Source organism: Chryseobacterium sp. Chry.R1 (genome assembly GCF_039645525.1).
GTDB lineage: Bacteria > Bacteroidota > Bacteroidia > Flavobacteriales > Weeksellaceae > Chryseobacterium > Chryseobacterium proteolyticum.
This window is the reverse complement of the sequence record NZ_CP151793.1, coordinates 1,317,733-1,333,174: the sequence shown is the minus strand read 5'-3', so window position 1 is coordinate 1,333,174 and position 15,442 is coordinate 1,317,733. Positions and strand designations below refer to the sequence as shown.

Here is a 15,442-nt window from a genome sequence, read left to right as displayed (position 1 = left end):
TCGGCTTCCGCCGACTTAAATTTTTTTATGATTTATAAAACTACGTGACCTAGTTTCATTAGTTTGTCGTGGTTGAGGATCTTGATGTTTCTTCCGTCCACTTCTATCAGATCATCCTGTTTGAATTCGGAGATCAGACGGATAGCACTCTCGGTAGCTGTCCCGATGATATTGGCAATTTCTTCTCTTGTTAAAGAAATTTTGATAAACCCTTCCGGATCTACTCCTAATTTCTGTTCCAGAAGCAATAAAATTTCAGCCAATCGTTCTCTTACGGTTTTTTGAGCAAGGAAAGTAATCGTGTTTGAAGATTCTCCTAATTCATAAGCTATTTTCTGAAGCATTACGAAAGACAGTTGAGAATCCACCTCTAAAAGATACATAAATACATCTGCAGGTAGAAAAGTACACTCAATATCAGTCATTGCTTCAGCTTTAGCCTGAAAGTTTTCTCCGCAAAGTAAAGAACGGTAGCCAATAATATCACCTTCTTTGATAAACCTTAAGATCTGATCTTTTCCAAAGGCTCCGGATTTAGAAAGTTTAGCAGCACCATTTTCTAAAAAATATACTCCCTTTGGAGTTTCTCCATCTTCGAAAATAGTATCGTGTTTCTGAAATTTTAATTTCTTTTTTGTGCTAATGTATTTTTCAAAATCTGCGCTTGAAAGTCTTTCCTTAAAAGATTTATCATTAAAAACTCTGGCGAACCTCTCTTCAATTGCAATCTGTTGTTCCTGCGACATTTTAATATGACATTTATCACAAAAATAGAACATTTTAACTCGATAAACAAAAAAAATTGTTATAATTTTGTACCTCAATAATTTATGGAGGTGAGCGAGAACTGTTTTCATTGTGGTCAAGGCATAGAAAAAGAACGAATTCTTTTTGATGAAAAAATTTTTTGTTGCAACGGTTGCAAGTCAGTTTACGAAATTCTGAATACCAACAATCTAAGTAATTTTTATGAACTGAATAAAAGAGCAGGAATTCGTCCGGACGAAAATTCCTCTCAGTTCGATTATTTGGACACCCCGGAAATTTTTGAAAAAGTCACCGATTTTTCAGAAGGCAATACAAGCCTTGTGACTTTTAAAATCCCTGTAATCCACTGCTCATCTTGCATCTGGCTTTTGGAAAGCCTTCATACCCTGAACGACGGCATTAAATATTCACAGGTCAATTTTACCAGAAAGACCCTACAGGTTTCTTTCAACCATAACGATCTAAAACTAAGCGAACTCGCTAAATTTTTAACCAACCTCGGATACAAACCGGTCATTAGCCTGGAAACGGCAGAGAAAAACGTGGATCATCTTGATAAGTCCCTTCTTGTTAAACTTGCCATTGCAGGTTTTGCGTTTGGGAATGGAATGTTCCTTGCTTTTCCTGAGTATATTGGAGGTGAAGATTATTGGATGCAGCATTACAAAGGACTTTTTAGAACATTAATGTTTCTGCTTGCCATTCCTGTAGTTTTCTATTCAGCTTCAGATTATTACAAATCGGCCTGGTATGGTTTAAAAAACAAGATCGTTAATATTGACGTTCCTATTGTTTTGGGTATTTTCGTTCTTTTCGGAAGAAGTATTTATGAGGTAGCAACAGACTACGGACCTGGCTATTTCGATACACTTTGTGGGCTATTATTCTTCATGCTGCTAGGAAAAACTTTCCAGAAAAGAACTTATAGTGCTCTTTCATACGACCGTGATTACAAATCTTTTTATCCGATTGCAGTTACCAAAGTCGATTTTGATGGAAAGCAGGATAATATCTTACTTTCAGAAGTTAAAGTAGGAGACCGGATTCTGGTTAGAAACCAGGAAATCATCCCCGTAGATGCTATTCTTATTAACGGGGAAGGAAATATCGATAACAGTTTCATCACTGGTGAAAGTGAAAGCATAAGTAAACAACCGGGAGATAAAATTTTTGCCGGTGGAAAACAGATAGGATCTTCTCTTGAACTTGAAGTGATCAAAAATGTGGACCAAAGTTATCTTACTCAACTTTGGAATAAGGAAGCATTTAAGAAATACGAAACAGGACTTGACACTCTCACCAATAACATCAGCAAGTATTTCACATTTATCATCTTAGGCATAGCTTTGATTTCAGGAATTTACTGGTCATTCATTGATCTGGAAAAAATGTTCCAGGTGGTATCTGCCATATTGATCATTGCCTGTCCTTGCGCGCTGGCGCTTTCCGCTCCTTTTACTTTCGGGCACATTATGAGGATTTTAGGACGAAATAAATTCTACGTGAAGGATACCCTGACCATTGAGAAAATTGCAAAAATCGACACGCTTGTATTTGATAAAACGGGAACCATTACCCACCGCAAAAAAACAAATATCAAGTATGAAGGTTCCACCATTTCAGAATTCGACTCACTGAATATCAAAACCTTATTAAAAAATTCAAATCACCCACTTTCAAAATCTTTATACGAATTTATTGATATCAATGATGACTACTTCCCTGTTGATAATTTCGTTGAGACCTCCGGGAAAGGATATGAGGCTACTGTAAGAGGAGCCCATTACAAGATAGGATCTGCAAAATATAATAATCAGGAATCTAAAAATCTTGAAACGGCAGTCTACATCAGTAAAAACAATGAATTTCTAGGTAAATTCATATTCAAGAATGAATATAGAAGTCGCCTTAAAGACTTATTCAAAACGCTCAACCATTATAAAATCTTCATTTTAAGCGGAGATAATTCTTCTGAAGAAAATCAGTTAAAGGAAATTGTCCCCAACTATCAGGCGATGGCATTTAATCAAAGCCCTGAGGATAAATTAAATTACATCAAGCAACTCCAGGATAAAAATTACAAAGTTGCCATGTTGGGAGATGGATTAAATGATGCAGGAGCATTGAAACAAAGCAATGTAGGAATAGCCATTGCAGATGACACCAATACCTTTACTCCTTCATCCGATGTCATCATGAATGGTGACAAAGTGGTTACCCTTGACAGGTACCTGAACGTTTGCAAAGGCTCAATTACTATTGTTAAAATGACATTCATAATAAGCTTTTTATACAATATAGTAGGCTTAAGTTACGCTGTTACAGGCCATATGCATCCGCTATTCGCAGCGATAATCATGCCAATAAGCTCAATCACTGTAGTTGCATTCACTACAATTTCAACCTGGATCTTAGGACGGAAATACTTTACCAAAGAGGCGTAGAAGCCCTTATTTAGACTGATTTTAAATTAGCAAGAATCGGTATTTCGTGATGAATGTCATTATTTTTCACTAAATTTGAACCCCGAAAATAGGTTAATTTTGTTGTCTGATGGATATTCTATATTTAATGATCCTATGCAGTGTTTCTTTAGCTGCAATTTTCTTGGTCGTTTTTATAGTTAACGCCCGAAAAGGACAGTTTGAGGATGATGAATCTCCTGCTGTACGAATTCTTTTTGACTCCGGTGAAATAAAGGAGAAAGAGAAAGATGGCAACAAAACAGACGAGAAAGAAAAAGGAGAAAATAATAAAATTGAAGAAAAAAGTGAATAGTTGATATGGAGACACAAAAGTTTAGTTATGACAACAGTATTGTTCGGGCATTTCTTTATGCGACCATAGTTTTTGGGCTTATAGGGTTTTTGTTCGGGCTTACAGCAGCCTTAATGCTTTTCTACCCTGAACTTCCTGAATTTTTATTTGGTACAGATGATACTACCATTCAGAGTTTGAAGAGTGGTAATATCCAAGGGCTAATTAATACTCATGGTGCATTTGGTTTTGGTAGAATCAGAATGTTGCACACCAACACGGTAATCTTTGCATTCGTTTGTAATATCGTTTATACCGGTATTTATTACTCATTACAGAGATTATTAAAAACAAGAATGTATAGCGATACATTATCTTGGTTACATTTCTGGACTTGGCAGTTTATGATTGTTGCTACGTTCATTACATTCTTTATGGGGATCAACACCTCTAAAGAATATGCTGAGCACGAATGGCCAATCGATATATTAATTGCTTTCTCATGGATCATTTTCGGTATCAACATGTTCTTAACTATTGCTAAGAGAAGGGTAAGACACCTTTATGTAGCTATCTGGTTCTACATTGGTACCTGGATCGCAGTAGCAATGCTTCACATCTTTAATAACTTAGAAGTTCCGTTATCTTTCACAGGATGGAAATCATATTCAGCATATGCAGGGGTAAAAGATGCTATCGTACAATGGTGGTATGGTCACAATGCAGTAGCATTCGTATTAACAACTCCGGTTTTAGGTTTGATGTATTACTTCTTGCCAAAAGCGGCAGACAGACCGGTTTTCTCATATAAACTGTCTATTATCCACTTCTGGTCATTAATTTTCGTATATATCTGGGCTGGTCCTCACCACCTTCAGTATACTGCACTTCCTGCATGGGCACAGGCAGTAGGAACAGGGTTCTCTATTATGCTTATCGCTCCATCATGGGGAGGAATGCTTAATGGTCTTCTTACCTTAAGAGGAGCATGGGATAAAGTAAGAGAAAATCCTATCCTTAAATTCTTCGTGGTGGCTGTTACATGTTATGGTATGGCAACTTTTGAAGGACCGCTTTTAGCAACTAAAAATATCAACAAGATCGGTCACTTTACTGACTGGGTAATCGGACACGTACATTTAGGTGCACTAGGATGGAATGGTTTCATGGCATTCGGTGTAATCTATTATCTTGTACCTATCTTGTGGAGAACAAAATTATGGTCTGTAAAACTAGCTAACTGGCATTTCTGGTTAGGGACTTTAGGAATTATTTTCTATGCAGTACCAATGTATATTTCAGGATTTACTCAAGGTTTGATGTGGAAACAGTTCAATCCAGACGGAACCCTATTGTGGAAAAACTGGTTGGATACTGTAACAGCTATTATCCCTTATTTTAAAATGAGATTCTTAGGAGGATTCTTCTACATTTCAGGAGCTATTTTAATGATCGTAAACGTTGTTGCAACGGTAAGAAAAGGATCATTCCAGAAAGAAGTTCCTGCAGAAGCTCCTGCTTTAGCAAACATCAGCAAAAACAGAAAAGAAGGAGAAGGAACTCACCTATGGTTAGAAAGAACTCCTGTATTATTAGGTATTTTATCTTTCATCACTATTTCTATCGGTAGTTCAGTTGAAATTATACCTACTCTATCACTTAAGAAAAGTGTACCAACCATTTCAGCAGTGAAGCCTTATTCTCCGTTGGAACTTGAAGGTAGAGATATTTATATCCGTGAAGGTTGTAACGCTTGTCACTCTCAGATGGTAAGACCATTCCGAGATGAGATCGTAAGATTTAACGGTAAAAACGGACAATATTCAAAAGCGGGTGAGTTTGTTTATGACAGACCATTCTTGTGGGGTTCAAAAAGAACGGGACCGGATTTACATAGAGAAGGAGGGAAAAACCCTAGTTCTTGGCACTATAAGCACATGTATAACCCAAGATCGACATCAGCGGGTTCTATCATGCCTCGTTACCCTTGGTTAATCGCTACGAACTTAGACAGATCTAAAATGGTTGATAAAATGTTACTGATGAAAAATACTTTTGACGTACCATATACAAAGCCTCAGATAGATTCTGCAAACAAGTGGGCAGATAACCAGGCAGCGAAGATTGTAAAAGATATTTTCTCTGAAGCAAATGACCTGAAAGAGGCTTATGCGAAGAGACCTAAAGGTGAACTAGAGAAAAAAGAGGTTGTAGCCCTTATCTCTTATCTTCAAAGATTAGGTACTGATATCAAAACAACAGAAATAAAAACAGCAAGTAATAACTAAAAAATATTAAAGCTCAATGATTCCTCAGAACTTTAAAGATATATTATCCAATACAGAAAACGCTGGTTTTTACCAGACGCTGGCTCTGATTTTCTTTATGCTGTTCTTCGTAGCTTTGGTAATATATGTTTTTAGCAGACCTAAAAAATATTACAAGGAAGAAGAAGAGGCTCCTCTGCAGGATGACGAAGACGACTTTAATTTAAAAAATTAAAAATTTATTATGAAACAAAGAACACCGGTTGTTGTAAACATTTTAATAATAATTGGACTTTTAATAGTTTTTTATTATTTATTTGTACAAAGCTACTCGTTTCTAGCTTCACCATACTTCTGGGGAACTGTTGTGATAAGTGCTATCTTAGCTTATATTCATAGCGCCATTGGAGACCTGATTGAAAATAATAGATTCAAAAAATTGTCTCCTGATGAAAAAGCGGCTTACCTTGCTGAGAAAAAGATTCCTTTCTTAAGAAGAATGTATGACAGTGCATTCAAAAAGCAATCTGTTACAGAGGAAAAAGACATCCTTATCGACCATGGCTTCGATGGAATTATGGAGCTCGATAATCAATTACCAAAATGGTGGGTAGGTTTATTTTATTTTGGGACTGCTTTTTGTATTGTATATATATGTGCATACTCTTTTACAGACTTCGCTCATCCATTAAGCGAATATGAAAAAGAATATAAAGAGCAAATCGCAAGTATTGCAGAGTACGAAAAATCTCAGCCTCCTGTAACCATTGAAACAGCGAAATATTCGGCTGATAATATTGCAGATGGTAAAGAGCTTTTCAAAACAAACTGTGCATCTTGCCACGGAGAAGACGGAAGAGGAGGTATTGGTCCGAACTTAACGGATAATTACTGGATCAACCAACCAGAGAAGACTTTATTTAAAAATGTTTTCCATATGGACTGGAATGGTTCTCCTACGAACCCTGCCATGAGACCGTTTGGTAAAAATGGTGAGGTTTCAGGTGCCGAAATTGAGAAAATTGCAGCTTTTGTATATCACATCAATCAGGAACAACCACCAATTACACCGGCTCAAGGTGGAGCAGCTCCTCAGGGAACAGAAGCTCATTGGGAAAAAGAATAATTTAAAGAAAATTAAAACATATGAAAAGCATAATTTGTTATTAGAAAAAAAATAGTAACCGATTATGCTTTTCTTTTTTTAAATACACTACAAAATGTCAGACATAGAAGAAATAGAAGTACGCGGCGGACAGGGACAGGTTCTGGACCCTGAGACTTACAGGGATTCTATAGGGACTATGGAGCAATCCGGAAAAAGAAAATGGGTGTTCCCAAGAAAACCTAAAGGTAAATACACCAACTATAGGAACATTGTAAGTTATACTTTATTGGTTATATACTTTGCTGTTCCATTCTTAAAAATTAATGGTAACCCTTTCCTTTTATTCAATGTTATCGATAGGGAGTTCTTTATTTTCGGACAGCCTTTCTATCCTCAGGACTTTTTTATCCTTACTTTGGGTGCTATAGCATCTTTGATATTCATTATTATTTTTACGATTGCGTTCGGAAGAATTTTCTGCGGGTGGATATGCCCTCAGACAATTTTTATGGAATCGATATTTCGTAAAATAGAATTCCTTATCGAAGGTGACAGAAACAAGCAGATGAAGCTGGACAGACAGCCATGGGATAGCGAAAAGATCTGGAAAAGAAGTTTAAAGTGGTTTGTATACATCGTAATATCATTGATCATTACCCACTTTATGTTTATGTATATCGTAGGATATAAAGAAGTCTTCAGAATTGTTTCTGAAGGTCCTTTTGCCAATCCAACCAATTTCATTGTAATGATTCTTCTAACAGCAGCATTTTACTTTGTGTTTGCTTGGTTCAGGGAGCAGGTATGTACACTAGTTTGCCCATATGGAAGACTACAAGGTGTATTAATTGATAAAGATACCATCAATGTATTCTATGATTTCAAACGAGGAGAAAACAGGTCAAAATGGAGAAAGGGCGAGGATAGAAAAGCTGCGGGAAAAGGAGATTGTATAGATTGCCATCAATGTGTCGTAGTTTGTCCTACAGGAATTGATATCAGAGATGGGCAACAGTTGGAATGTGTGAACTGTACCGCTTGTATTGATGCCTGTGATGAAGTGATGGAGAAAGTAGGTCTTCCGAAAGGATTGATCCGCTACGCATCTGAAAATGAGATTGAAAATCAAACACCATTCAAATTTACGGGAAGGATGAAAGGATTTGCCGTTGTTCTCGTACTGCTTGTTGGATTCCTCGGCTACCTTCTGTACAACCGCGGAGAAATGGAGGCTAAATTCATTAAACCTGCAGGAAGTACATTTTTTGTAAGGGATGGTAAGATTACCAATACATATAATTACACTTTTTTAAATAAGACAAACGACAAGAAAATTGTAACCATCAAAGTAATAGAACCTGCTAAAGGTGAAATTATCTACAGTGCATCGAGTAAAATTACTGTAGAAAGAGATAAGATATCGAAAGGGACAATTAACATAAGCTTTCCTGAAGATGCCATGAAGTTATCTAAGCAAAACATTACAATTGGTGTTTACGATATGAAAGGAAAACTGGTTGATTCTTATAAAACTTATTTCGAAGGACCATTTAAATTAGATTTTTAATTCTCAGAAACCTCCATATTTTCGTATTCATGTAGTCAAATGAAAATGACAGAGGTTTTTTAATGATATACTATAAGACAAATAAAAAAATCCGGAAGCAATGAAAAACTTTAGTTGGGGACACGGTGTTGTACTGGCATTAGCTGCATTTATTATCTTTATTTTATCTATGTTATTTCTTTTCCCGAACGGGCAGAAAAATTCAGAAATGGTAACTGATAATTATTATGAAGAAGAATTACAATACCAGGATGTGATAGATGCTAAAAGGAGAGCAGATGAACTTAAGGAAAAACCTGCTTACACTCAAGATACAAATGGAATTAAAATAGTATTCCCAAAAGATTATAATAATTCCAATACTACTGTAAAGTTTGTTTTAAACAGAACAGATGACCAGAATTTAGATATCAAAAGATCTGAACAATTGGATACAAATCAATCGTTTGTTATTCCCTCAAAGGTATTAAAAACCGGAGGTTATACCCTACGATTAATGTGGACAAGAGACAAGGTCAACTACAGAATGGATTATGATGTGATATGGAAATAGCACTTATTTTATCGGCAATTGGATTAGGCTTTGCTTCCGGCTTTCACTGTATCGGAATGTGTGGCCCTATTGCATTATCGATGGGATTAACAAAGAAACAGGCTACTAATTTTTATCTTCAGAATCTCACCTATCAGTTTGGAAGAATATTTACGTATTCTCTTTTGGGTGGTATTCTTGGAATCATTGGGCAAGGATTTGAAATGGCAGGATTTCAGCGGTACTTAACAATCGGTGTTGGGATCCTGTTGATTATTATGGCCATTTTTTCTTTTGGAGGAAAAGATTTTGCGTCCAAAATTCCATTTTTCTCCAAATTCCTTTTTTCAGTAAAATCAAATTTAGGAAGGCTCCTTCAAAAAGCAGACTACCGTTCAAGATTTACAACCGGTATTTTAAATGGATTTTTACCTTGTGGAATGGTTTATATGGCTCTTACGGCAAGTCTAGCAAGCGGAGGAATATGGCAGGGAGCTTTATATATGGCTTTATTTGGATTAGGAACACTTCCGTTCATGTTTGCGATAGTTCTTGTCGGAAATCTCATGAATCAGGCTTTCAGGATGAAGGTTTTAAAAGCGATCCCTATTATCATGATTATTTTAGGCGGGCTCTTTATCGTTAGAGGACTTGAATTGGGAATTCCTTACCTTTCTCCCAAAGCTGAAGCCATGACAATCCAGAAAGGCCATAATCATGATGTAAACTGTCATTAAAATATCTTACTATACCCATGAAAAAAACATTCCTGTTATTCACGATGTGCCTTTTGGCATTGCAATCCTGTACCATCAATTCTGAAATAGTTTATTATAAAGATGCTGCGTCCTCTACGGTTATGGATATCGATGTGCGTGAGTTTATGGCCGAAATGAAAGCCATGACACCGGATTCTTTACAGAAAAAGGAGCTTGGCGAAATGGATAAACTTCCCACAACCTGGACAAGCATGTATGAGTTGGATAAAGAAAAAAACAAAGGTAAAATCAAGGATCAGGATTCCATAAAAATATTAAAGAAGGTTTTTATGAAATCCAATAAAGAAAATAATGAATATGCAGGATTTTCTTTAAAACTAGACCATTTCTCAAAACCTGATTATGATGCACTTCATCGTCTTTCCGTAGGCTATCAGCTCCCTGTTGATCAAAATGTATATAATGACTGGAATGGTAAAACCTTAACGATCAATACAGAAAATCTTAATCTTAAAAATATTGAGGAAGCGCTCAAATCAAAAACACCACAAGAAGAAATCGAGAGTGCTGAAGGTTTGTTACCTATGCTTTTTAAGAAGATCGGAACTACTCTGAAATTTGAAAACAAAATAAAATCCATTACCGGAAAGCATGACTGGGTACAGCAGGTTGATGATCATTCGATTAGGATAGAATACGATATTAAAGCGCTTTATGATAAAGGATTTAAGTTCAAACATGATGATAAAATGATCATTATTACAACAGAATAAAAACAAAAACCACCGGTATGCCGGTGGTTTTCATATTATATATTTCTGAATTAATTAATCAATTCAAATTTTGCATATTCAGCCACTTTTTTCGGAAGTCTGATTCCTTCTTCGGTCTGATTATTTTCAAGCAATGCAGCCATAATTCGTGGTAAGGCCATAGCAGAACCATTTAGGGTATGAACCAGCTGAGACTTGCCATCTGTTTTATAACGGCATTTTAAACGATTCGCCTGGAATGTTTCAAAATTAGAAACAGAACTTACTTCCAACCATTTTTCCTGAGCAGCACTCCATACTTCGAAATCATATGTCATTGCAGACGCAAAACCTGTATCCCCGCCACATAGTCTTAATACCCTGTAAGGAAGTTCAAGATCCGTAAGAATCTCTTTGATATGTTCAACCATTTCTTCCAAAACGGCATAAGAATTTTCAGGCTTTTCAATTCTTACAATTTCTACTTTTTCAAATTGATGAAGACGGTTCAATCCTCTTACATGAGCTCCATAACTACCGGCCTCCCTTCTGTAACATTGTGAAAATGCCGTATTTTTAATAGGAAGATCTTTTTCTTCCAGTAAAACATCACGATATAAATTTGTTACCGGAACTTCAGCTGTAGGAATCAAATAGAGATCATCCGCACCGATATGATACATTTGCCCCTCTTTGTCCGGTAATTGTCCGGTACCATATCCAGATGCCTCATTAACTACGTGAGGAGGATTTACCTCCATATATCCGGCATCTACATTTTTATCAAGAAAATACTGCACCAATGCTCTTTGCATTCTTGCCCCTTTTCCTAAATAAACAGGAAAACCGGCTCCTGCAATCTTCACCCCTAATTCGAAATCAATAAGGTTATATTTTTTTGCCAGCTCCCAGTGTGGAATTGCTCCTTCTCCAAGACCTTCAACTTCATGAGACTGATAAATGATTTCATTATCATCTGCTGATGCTCCGTTCTTTACAAGCTCATTTGGAATATTCGGAAGTTGATACAGGATATTTAATAAGTCTTTTTCTTTTACATCCAGTTGTGATTGTAATTCTTTACTCGACTCTTTAAATTGTGCTGTTTTAGATTTTGCTGATTCTGCTTCATCTTTTTTACCCTCTTTCATTAAAAGCCCAATTTCTTTGGAGATTTTATTGATTTCGGAAAGTTGAGAATCTAATTCAAACTGGATTTTTTTTCTTTCGTCATCGGTAGCAATAGCTTCGTCTACCAACTCAAGATTTTTGAATTGTCTTTTTTTCAGACCTTCTAAAACGCGCTCTTTGTTATCGCGTAAAAAATTAACTTGTAACATTTTATTTGGATGTTAGTTGATTAGAATGTTAAACCATAGATCATCCAGGCTAACAGTTTTGCAAATTTAAAATTATTTTATAATGGTAACAACATTTGGAGCACCTGGTTGTTTTGTAAACTTCAGCTCATCATTATAAAATACTTTGGAGACTTCGAATACGGAAGGTGTCCAATGATATTGGATTCTGAGAACATCATTTGTCACATCATTGGTGGTTTCTGTAAGCTTTTTTGTAAGTGCTAATGTAATGCGGGATTCGTAAGTTCGATCTGCAGGGCTTATTGAATCTACAGTTACTCTTCTGGCTCCCGCAATATACTCAATATAAAGTGTAGAATCTGCCGTAGCCTTTAATGCAAAACTTACCGGAGCATTATCGCTGATCCCATTGATATCATTCATTGAAATTGCGGTAAATGAGCCGCTCTTTTTGGCATTCAATAAATCCTGTCCGGCACTGTTCTTCATATACAGATTAACAATCTGATCTATCCTTTGTATACTATCCTCGTCGCTTCTACAGCTCAGAAGCGCAAAAAAAACTACCAGAATTCCGAATATAACATTTCTCATTTCGAACAAAGATAAAACATATTTTAATTATTTTTTCTTAATACTTTATTCAGCAACAAATTAATTTCAGATTTTGAAATCATAAAATCACGGATATGGAACTCTGTCAGTTCATAAAATTTCCAGAACAATAATCCGGATGAAATACAATAGGAAACAGAGGTTATGATACAAGCTCCTGTAATTCCCCACCTTGGAATGATAAAAAAGGATGAAATGATCGTAAAAATAAGCCCTATTACAGATTTAATATTTAATATTCTCAGTTTATTCACCCCGGCAAAATAATATCCTATTATATTACTTACGGCTATAGCCAGAATGCCGGGAGATAAAAACAGGGTGATCCGTTTGGTTTCGCTAAAATCTTTACCAAAAATCATCACATAGAACTGGGCTGGTAAAAGCAAAATGATTATAATAAAAAGTAAGGTAACCAAAAAACTGATCTTCAAAGATATCTTTGTTTTTTCAATAGCGATGTTATGATTGCTGGTATTAACCACATCTGAATATAAAACCACAGAAAGACTTTTACTTACAGTCCAGATCGCCTCAGAAAAAGCAATTCCGATAGAAAAAACACCAACACTCGTAATCCCATTAAAAAATTCTAAAAAGTAAAATGATAACCTGTTATTTAAAAACTGAAGAAAAGCACTTAATTGTGTCTTCCAACCATAATCAAACAGCTTATTACGGATTTTTTTAGAAAATGAAATACGGCCAATTTCACAATAACGTAAGATTTGAAAGCTACTGGTTATGAATAAAACGGCAAAGCAACTTAGCTGGGCTATAAAGTAAGATACAACTGACGTAATGTTAATAAGGTATACAATAATTATAATAAAAACAATATGAACCACTTGCTGCAAAATAGTATATAGATTGAACATTCTGATATTCTGCTGCCCGACAAACAAGTTAATATTAGCGGCAAGAAGTGAAGACAAAACAGACAGTCCAATGAGATAGGATAAATATTCTACTGGACGAATAATACTAAAAATAAGCGGAACAGCTATCCCTATTAAAACAGACCATAGATAAGCATACAAAAGAATTTGTTCCGTTTTATATTTTGAGGCAAAATATGTGACGCTGCTTCCCACAAAAATGTTACAGAAAAAGCCTACAATGGTAAGGTCGGCAATCACAATGGAAATTGTCCCTTTCCCTTCACTGCCCCACATATTGGTTGTATAAATGACTAGCCCGAAATTTAATATCAATATTAAAAAGCGGGAAATAAACGTTTTCACAATTGTATTTTGCTTCATCATATCAATTCAATTAGGAAGTGATTGTTTGACGAAGTCTGTAAAACGCTTTTTTATGAGATTCCAGTTGTATTTCTTCTCATACTCTTGTCTGGCATTCAGTGCATGTCTGTTATATACCTCAGGATGATCTATGTAATTGATAATGGCATCTGAAATAGCATCGTCATCTTCAGGATCAACCAAAACCCCAAACTCAGAAACATCTACGTGCTGCCGGGTAGCTTTTAAATCGGTATAAATAACAGGTTTTCCTGATGCAGCGTAATAGAATATTTTAATTGGTAAACAATGATGGTTTTCATAGCTCATTTCCCTAAGGTCAAAACATAAATCAGCTTCAGCATATGCTTCTGTAAAAGTCTCAAAAGAAGCAGGCTTTTTAATGGTTATATTTTCCCACTTGTACTTTGAAAGTAAGTAAGAAAAATATTTTTTATCCTTTTCCTTTCTTGATGACCCTATAATCAGAATTGCAATCTCCAGTTCCGGTCTTTTTTTTCTTAATGTATCAATAGCTTTAAAAAAATTTTCAATCCCTTTCTCTTTGGAAATCTGCCCCGTATAACACAATGTCATTTTATTCGGATCTAATTTCTTAATATTCGGATGGATATAAACATCATTGGGAAAATAAGGCAAAGTAATATTCCTTTTAAACGGAAAGACATATGCCAGAGGAAATTTTTTGGTGTTCTCCCCAAAAATAAAATGAGTACTTATCCATCCTGCATACAATTGAATCATCAAAAATTTAAAAGCATGAATCCCTTTTAGAAAAAATGAGAAGTTTTCAACCATTCTTTTGGAGGGATACCATTCCGTAATATCATAGATAACACTTATTCCCCGTTCCTTCTTTATCTTTTTTGAAGCTATAACCGCCAGTGGTTCTGAACTTATGATACTGTCCGGCTGGAAACTATCACAAACCCTTTTAAAAATCTTAATCTTACTGCTCGTGCTTTGGTCTAAAACCGGATAAGATTCAATTTCTATCCCGTCAATAATTCCTTTGTATCCGGAGCTCAAACTACAGATTTTCACATCAAAACCCTTCCCTTTAAGCTCTTTAGCCTGATGATAGAAGATCCTGTCATCATCATATCTATGTGCGGTGGTTAGAAAAAGTATTTTAGGCATGGTTCTGGAAAATGATAGCCGGATAAATAAAATGAGTTAAAAATCCGGTTGGATACAAATATACTTTAAAAAGAAAAAAAGCGGAACAATCCGCTTTTCTTTTCTTTTGACTTTCAATAAATTTATTTAATATCAGCAGCCCAGCTCTTATCAAGAGGTAACAGGAAATGACTCAAAAAATCAAGGTATGTGTTTTTAGAAAAATCAAATACCTGAATATCCCTTGATAATTCTCCGTTTCTAAGCTTTGTCTTAAAATCGATCAATTTTAATGTTTTGATTTCTCCTTCTTCAACGTAACTCGCCTTCATTCTGTCAAATAACCCCAATTCATACTCCGCATCGATTTCTCTCATTACCTTTCCCAAAGCATCGATGCTGCATCCTGAAGCCATTTCTTTTTCTTCATCTACACAGATCACGATAAACTGATTCTTTTCAATTTTAAAAGATGATGAAAGAGGTTTCCCGTGGGCTGCCCACCCTGCCAGAAAGTCGTACAGTTTCTCTGTAATAACTTTAGCTTCTTTTGTGGTGAAAGGCCTTGTCGCAGGATATATGATAACTCTGTAATCGCTTGTTTCTACTATATTGGATTCTTCAATCTTCATTGCTGTAAATTTAAAGTAT

General features: G+C 35.6%; 15 protein-coding genes. 9 read left to right on the top strand and 6 right to left on the bottom strand.

Going from position 1 to position 15,442, the window contains the following annotated elements; translation table 11 throughout:
* Positions 1-32 precede the first annotated feature (32 nt).
* Positions 33-746 (bottom strand): Crp/Fnr family transcriptional regulator, encoded by a 714-nt coding sequence (locus AAEU33_RS06250; RefSeq protein WP_172281238.1) that lies wholly within the window; start codon positions 744-746, stop codon positions 33-35.
* Positions 747-836: 90 nt separating this feature from the next.
* Between AAEU33_RS06250 and AAEU33_RS06245 the strand changes: the two genes are divergently transcribed.
* The 9 genes from AAEU33_RS06245 to AAEU33_RS06205 all read left to right on the top strand — a co-directional run bounded on the left by AAEU33_RS06245 (position 837) and on the right by AAEU33_RS06205 (position 10,491).
* Complete coding sequence (locus AAEU33_RS06245) at positions 837-3,212, top strand: heavy metal translocating P-type ATPase metal-binding domain-containing protein (RefSeq protein WP_345991468.1); 2,376 nt, start codon at positions 837-839, stop codon at positions 3,210-3,212.
* Positions 3,213-3,321: 109 nt separating this feature from the next.
* Positions 3,322-3,546, top strand: coding sequence for a cbb3-type cytochrome oxidase assembly protein CcoS (gene ccoS, locus AAEU33_RS06240; RefSeq protein ID WP_172281242.1), 225 nt, complete (start codon positions 3,322-3,324; stop codon positions 3,544-3,546).
* A 5-nt stretch (positions 3,547-3,551) separates the two neighbouring features.
* Positions 3,552-5,813 carry a cytochrome-c oxidase, cbb3-type subunit I gene (gene ccoN / locus AAEU33_RS06235; protein WP_172281244.1) on the top strand — a complete coding sequence of 754 codons (2,262 nt, stop codon included), beginning with the start codon at positions 3,552-3,554 and terminating at the stop codon, positions 5,811-5,813.
* 16 nt (positions 5,814-5,829) lie between these two features.
* Entirely contained in the window at positions 5,830-6,027 is a 198-nt protein-coding gene (locus AAEU33_RS06230) for a cbb3-type cytochrome c oxidase subunit 3 (RefSeq protein WP_089028120.1), read from the top strand.
* Between the two features lie 9 nt (positions 6,028-6,036).
* Positions 6,037-6,918, top strand: a complete 882-nt coding sequence (locus AAEU33_RS06225; protein ID WP_345991465.1) for a cbb3-type cytochrome c oxidase N-terminal domain-containing protein — start codon at positions 6,037-6,039, stop codon at positions 6,916-6,918.
* Between the two features lie 94 nt (positions 6,919-7,012).
* Positions 7,013-8,467, top strand: a complete 1,455-nt coding sequence (gene ccoG, locus AAEU33_RS06220; protein WP_172281248.1) for a cytochrome c oxidase accessory protein CcoG — start codon at positions 7,013-7,015, stop codon at positions 8,465-8,467.
* A 100-nt stretch (positions 8,468-8,567) separates the two neighbouring features.
* Complete coding sequence (locus AAEU33_RS06215; protein ID WP_345991463.1) at positions 8,568-9,020, top strand: FixH family protein; 453 nt, start codon at positions 8,568-8,570, stop codon at positions 9,018-9,020.
* The gene (locus AAEU33_RS06210; protein ID WP_345991461.1) at positions 9,011-9,736 is read left to right on the top strand and encodes a sulfite exporter TauE/SafE family protein; all 726 of its coding nucleotides are present in this window, start codon (positions 9,011-9,013) and stop codon (positions 9,734-9,736) included. The genes AAEU33_RS06215 and AAEU33_RS06210 overlap by 10 nt, the downstream gene beginning before the upstream one ends.
* A gap of 17 nt (positions 9,737-9,753) precedes the next feature.
* Positions 9,754-10,491, top strand: coding sequence for a hypothetical protein (locus tag AAEU33_RS06205; protein ID WP_345991459.1), 738 nt, complete (start codon positions 9,754-9,756; stop codon positions 10,489-10,491).
* 50 nt (positions 10,492-10,541) lie between these two features.
* Here the strand turns inward: AAEU33_RS06205 and serS are convergent, their stop codons facing one another.
* The 5 genes from serS to AAEU33_RS06180 all read right to left on the bottom strand — a co-directional run bounded on the left by serS (position 10,542) and on the right by AAEU33_RS06180 (position 15,423).
* Positions 10,542-11,810, bottom strand: a complete 1,269-nt coding sequence (gene serS / locus AAEU33_RS06200) for a serine--tRNA ligase (RefSeq protein WP_172281256.1) — start codon at positions 11,808-11,810, stop codon at positions 10,542-10,544.
* 72 nt (positions 11,811-11,882) lie between these two features.
* Entirely contained in the window at positions 11,883-12,386 is a 504-nt protein-coding gene (locus AAEU33_RS06195; protein ID WP_172281258.1) for a hypothetical protein, read from the bottom strand.
* A gap of 23 nt (positions 12,387-12,409) precedes the next feature.
* Positions 12,410-13,672 (bottom strand): polysaccharide biosynthesis C-terminal domain-containing protein, encoded by a 1,263-nt coding sequence (locus AAEU33_RS06190; RefSeq protein ID WP_345991457.1) that lies wholly within the window; start codon positions 13,670-13,672, stop codon positions 12,410-12,412.
* 6 nt (positions 13,673-13,678) lie between these two features.
* Positions 13,679-14,812: a glycosyltransferase gene (locus tag AAEU33_RS06185; protein ID WP_345991455.1), complete on the bottom strand. Its 1,134-nt coding sequence runs from the start codon at positions 14,810-14,812 to the stop codon at positions 13,679-13,681.
* A gap of 122 nt (positions 14,813-14,934) precedes the next feature.
* Entirely contained in the window at positions 14,935-15,423 is a 489-nt protein-coding gene (locus tag AAEU33_RS06180) for a hypothetical protein (RefSeq protein WP_172281264.1), read from the bottom strand.
* Between the last annotated feature and the right edge of the window lie 19 nt (positions 15,424-15,442).

Excerpts from the sequence above, each read along its gene's own strand:
- AAEU33_RS06250 (WP_172281238.1), bottom strand. The coding sequence starts at position 746 with ATGTCGCAGGAACAACAGATTGCAATTGAAGAGAGGTTCGCCAGAGTT.
- ccoS (WP_172281242.1), top strand. The coding sequence starts at position 3,322 with ATGGATATTCTATATTTAATGATCCTATGCAGTGTTTCTTTAGCTGCA.
- ccoN (WP_172281244.1), top strand. The coding sequence starts at position 3,552 with ATGGAGACACAAAAGTTTAGTTATGACAACAGTATTGTTCGGGCATTT.
- AAEU33_RS06230 (WP_089028120.1), top strand. The coding sequence starts at position 5,830 with ATGATTCCTCAGAACTTTAAAGATATATTATCCAATACAGAAAACGCT.
- AAEU33_RS06225 (WP_345991465.1), top strand. The coding sequence starts at position 6,037 with ATGAAACAAAGAACACCGGTTGTTGTAAACATTTTAATAATAATTGGA.
- ccoG (WP_172281248.1), top strand. The coding sequence starts at position 7,013 with ATGTCAGACATAGAAGAAATAGAAGTACGCGGCGGACAGGGACAGGTT.
- AAEU33_RS06215 (WP_345991463.1), top strand. The coding sequence starts at position 8,568 with ATGAAAAACTTTAGTTGGGGACACGGTGTTGTACTGGCATTAGCTGCA.
- AAEU33_RS06210 (WP_345991461.1), top strand. The coding sequence starts at position 9,011 with ATGGAAATAGCACTTATTTTATCGGCAATTGGATTAGGCTTTGCTTCC.
- AAEU33_RS06205 (WP_345991459.1), top strand. The coding sequence starts at position 9,754 with ATGAAAAAAACATTCCTGTTATTCACGATGTGCCTTTTGGCATTGCAA.
- serS (WP_172281256.1), bottom strand. The coding sequence starts at position 11,810 with ATGTTACAAGTTAATTTTTTACGCGATAACAAAGAGCGCGTTTTAGAA.
- AAEU33_RS06195 (WP_172281258.1), bottom strand. The coding sequence starts at position 12,386 with ATGAGAAATGTTATATTCGGAATTCTGGTAGTTTTTTTTGCGCTTCTG.
- AAEU33_RS06190 (WP_345991457.1), bottom strand. The coding sequence starts at position 13,672 with ATGATGAAGCAAAATACAATTGTGAAAACGTTTATTTCCCGCTTTTTA.
- AAEU33_RS06185 (WP_345991455.1), bottom strand. The coding sequence starts at position 14,812 with ATGCCTAAAATACTTTTTCTAACCACCGCACATAGATATGATGATGAC.
- AAEU33_RS06180 (WP_172281264.1), bottom strand. The coding sequence starts at position 15,423 with ATGAAGATTGAAGAATCCAATATAGTAGAAACAAGCGATTACAGAGTT.